The 3,004-nt window shown below is 36.2% G+C and carries 4 protein-coding genes; 2 read left to right on the top strand and 2 right to left on the bottom strand.

Going from position 1 to position 3,004, the window contains the following annotated elements:
- Positions 1-87: 87 nt before the first annotated feature.
- On the bottom strand, positions 88-648 hold the full coding sequence (gene gerD / locus AAHB15_RS29755; RefSeq protein WP_342043885.1) for a spore germination lipoprotein GerD: 561 nt from the start codon (positions 646-648) through the stop codon (positions 88-90).
- Between the two features lie 149 nt (positions 649-797).
- Here gerD and AAHB15_RS29750 point away from each other — a divergent pair, with 149 nt between their 5' ends.
- Positions 798-1,487, top strand: a complete 690-nt coding sequence (locus AAHB15_RS29750; protein ID WP_335575748.1) for a KinB-signaling pathway activation protein — start codon at positions 798-800, stop codon at positions 1,485-1,487.
- 187 nt (positions 1,488-1,674) lie between these two features.
- On the opposite strand, the gene pdaB is transcribed toward AAHB15_RS29750, so the two are convergent.
- Positions 1,675-2,427 carry a polysaccharide deacetylase family sporulation protein PdaB gene (pdaB, locus tag AAHB15_RS29745; RefSeq protein ID WP_335575283.1) on the bottom strand — a complete coding sequence of 251 codons (753 nt, stop codon included), beginning with the start codon at positions 2,425-2,427 and terminating at the stop codon, positions 1,675-1,677.
- Between the two features lie 138 nt (positions 2,428-2,565).
- On the opposite strand from pdaB, the gene AAHB15_RS29740 reads away from it, so the two are divergent.
- Complete coding sequence (locus tag AAHB15_RS29740) at positions 2,566-2,796, top strand: hypothetical protein (protein ID WP_144568283.1); 231 nt, start codon at positions 2,566-2,568, stop codon at positions 2,794-2,796.
- Positions 2,797-3,004 lie beyond the last annotated feature (208 nt).

Here is a 3,004-nt window from a genome sequence, read left to right as displayed (position 1 = left end):
TAGATTGTCAACAGGCCCGATAGAGGACTTTTTTTAAGTGTCTACTCTATCGGGTACATTTTATATTCGGGAGAGGCTTTTTGTTATCTATGATTTTTTAGATGCTTCCTCAGCAGCCTTTAGCAGCAATTCCTGTATTTTAGCCTTATAAAGCGGACTATCAATTGTTTCTGTAATGACCTTTTGAAGGTGTTCCCGGTATTCCTTACTTTTGAGAGCATCAGCCATTTGTTTTTGAATATCTGGTTCTTTAAAAACTTCAATCATCATGGTCCGATACTCAGGGTCATTCATTAATTCCTTTAATAAAGCTTTATTTTCGTTTTTCATACTTTTAGCTACACCTTGGGCAAACTTAGGATCGCTAAACGTTTTTTTCCAAAAATCAGTCGCCTTATCGGATGTAAGAGTTGTTTGAATGGTATCAGCAACAACCTTTTGGTCCATGACAAGCTTTTCTTTCATTGCTTCGGATGTCATCACATCTTGAATTGCCTTCTTACCATCATCGGTTTTAAGAATATCAACCACCATTTTTTTTGTCTGATCATAATCAGGTTGTACCGCGTTGCTTAAATCATTACTAGAAGAGCAGCTAGTCAGGAACAACATGATGGGCAGGAGGAGCACCATACTTTTTCTTCTCATTTTCAAGCTCCTTTCACATATAAATCCTTAATTTTAGGATGAGAAAATAAAGCGAGATTATTCGCCCGAAAAATGAAATTATGGATTTTTCACATTTTGATTGGTACAATCAGTATGAAATAATTTTTAGTATTCTGGAGGTTTGAAGTGTGACAAGCCGTAATTGGGTTAGACTATTTATGTCCACATTATTAGTTGGCGGGGTCACGACAGCTATTGTGGGTTTTATCATTCGCTGGGATGAATTTCAGCCTTACTTTACTCATTTTCAAATTATTGATATTTTATCCACGTTAATTTGGCTAATTGTTATGGGATTTCTATTTAGTGTGATCAGCCAAATGGGCTTCTTTTCATATTTAACAATTCATCGGTTTGGATTAGGGATTTTTAAGTCCGTATCCCTATGGAATTCTGTTCAAGTTGTTCTCATTCTGTTTGGTTTATTCGATTTAGTCTACCTGCGTTATGAAAACTTTGCAAATGCAGGCGATTCTATTCTTCCTTATTTTGGACCGGCACTTCTTCTATTAGCTGTGGCTCTTGTCGTAGCTTGGTATAAAGTGAAGCAAACAAATCGAGGAGCCTTTATCCCATCGTTATTTTTTATGATTGTCGCAACATTAGTTGAATGGGTTCCGGTCCTGCGTGAGAATGAAAAGAATTGGTTCTATCTCATGATGGTTTCTTTACTAGCCTGTAATACCTATCAAATATTAGTTCTTCATAAGTTAAACGCTCAGTCCGTACAAGAGAGACAAAAACGAGCGGAGCATATCAATCCTAAAATGAAAAATACGAATAAAAATAAAAAAATGTCAAAAAAACCGTCCATGTAATATGGGCGGTTTTATTCATGAGATAAGAAAGTATATAAGTTTTTTCTTCGAGAACTGTCTAGCTCCAGCGCCTAGCCCCTCGAGATCATAAGCCAATCCGTCCAAAAGGTTAAAAAGCAACCTTTCGGCCGGCTCGTCTTATGCTTGTCGGGGCTGACCAAGGCGCTTACGCTTTTCTTATTAGAACTTAATTGATCTCTTTAGAATGGACTTCTCCGTTAGCAATCATTTCTGATACTGATACAAGCTTTAGTCCTTTTTGCCGAATATCAGCAAGGATCAGCGGCAGTGCTTTAGCTGTTTGCTTTGCTGAATCGGAAGCATGGAGTAGGACTATATCCCCGTCATCTGCCTTCCTTACATTTTCAACTATTTTTTCTACGCCAGGATTTTGCCAATCTTTCGAGTCTACCTTCCAATGAACAACTGTATAGCCATATCGCTTAGCAATTTTTAATGTACGCTCATCAAAATGACCCGTCGGTGCCCGTACAAGCTTGATGTCCTTTACATTTAACTTGGTGAACACTTCTTGAGCTTTCGAAATATCTTTTGCAATTTTAGCATCCTCTACATCAACGTAATCAACATAATCGTAGCCAAGAATCCCAATTTCATAACCTTCTTTCACGATGCGGTTGACAATGTCAGGGTGACGTTCTGCCCAAGAACCAGCTAGGAAGAAAGTTGCTGAACTAACGTTCTCCTTCTTTAACACATCTAAAATGGGCTCTGCTTTTTCATCCCCCCAGCCAATGTTAAATGTGAGGGCTAGATCCTTTTCACCGCGATAAATCGCATTCGTGCTATCCTTTGTTGAAAAGACAGGAATCTGTACCAGATTTTCCATGTAGAGGAACCAAGCTGTGAAAAAAGCAGCGATGAAAATTAGTGATACATTTTTTAACGCCTTACCGTTTAATACATAAAAGAAATTCATCCTTTTCCACCTCGTCCAATACATCCTTGTCTCAAACTTATGCTTTGAATTTTGATAATATGATTAAACTTTTTGATTATAAAATTTCTAAATTTGGAAAAGACTACTATAACTATATATTTCGCTGGAGGTTTTTCAATGTTTGGACTTCTAATTAATGAAAAAGAAGTAAAAGAAATGGAATACCTTATTAAAAGAGAGATGGATGAAATTTTATTTGATTTAAGAGATGACCGAATTGATCATATTGTAAAGAGATCGATGGAGGAAAGATATAAGATTCTTTTTACCTTATTTAAGCGGGTTGCATCTCCCCAAGAATGTTTAAAATATATTCGAAGAGGCAATAAGGATCGGAAAAAGGGTTAATGCTTAATTTTTTTTGAAAAACACGTTGACATATAATGATTATCTTGTTATAGTAATAAACGTCGCTGCTGACAGTGAAAAATAACTTTTAAAAAAGTTATTGACTTTGCTGATTGCGGATGATATATTATAAAAGTCGCTTTTAGCGGCATGCAAATTTGTTCTTTGAAAACTAAACAAACAAAAACGTCAACAAACAATAATATTG

The organism is Bacillus sp. OTU2372, from assembly GCF_038440275.1.
Lineage (GTDB): Bacteria > Bacillota > Bacilli > Bacillales > Cytobacillaceae > Neobacillus > Neobacillus bataviensis_B.
Note: the sequence above shows the minus strand (reverse complement) of the source record. Positions and strands in the feature narration are given on the sequence as shown.

What these genes read in the sequence shown, in the direction of transcription:
- pdaB (WP_335575283.1), bottom strand. Translation starts at nt 2,427, where the DNA reads ATGAATTTCTTTTATGTATTAAACGGTAAGGCGTTAAAAAATGTATCA.
- gerD (WP_342043885.1), bottom strand. Translation starts at nt 648, where the DNA reads ATGAGAAGAAAAAGTATGGTGCTCCTCCTGCCCATCATGTTGTTCCTG.
- AAHB15_RS29740 (WP_144568283.1), top strand. Translation starts at nt 2,566, where the DNA reads ATGTTTGGACTTCTAATTAATGAAAAAGAAGTAAAAGAAATGGAATAC.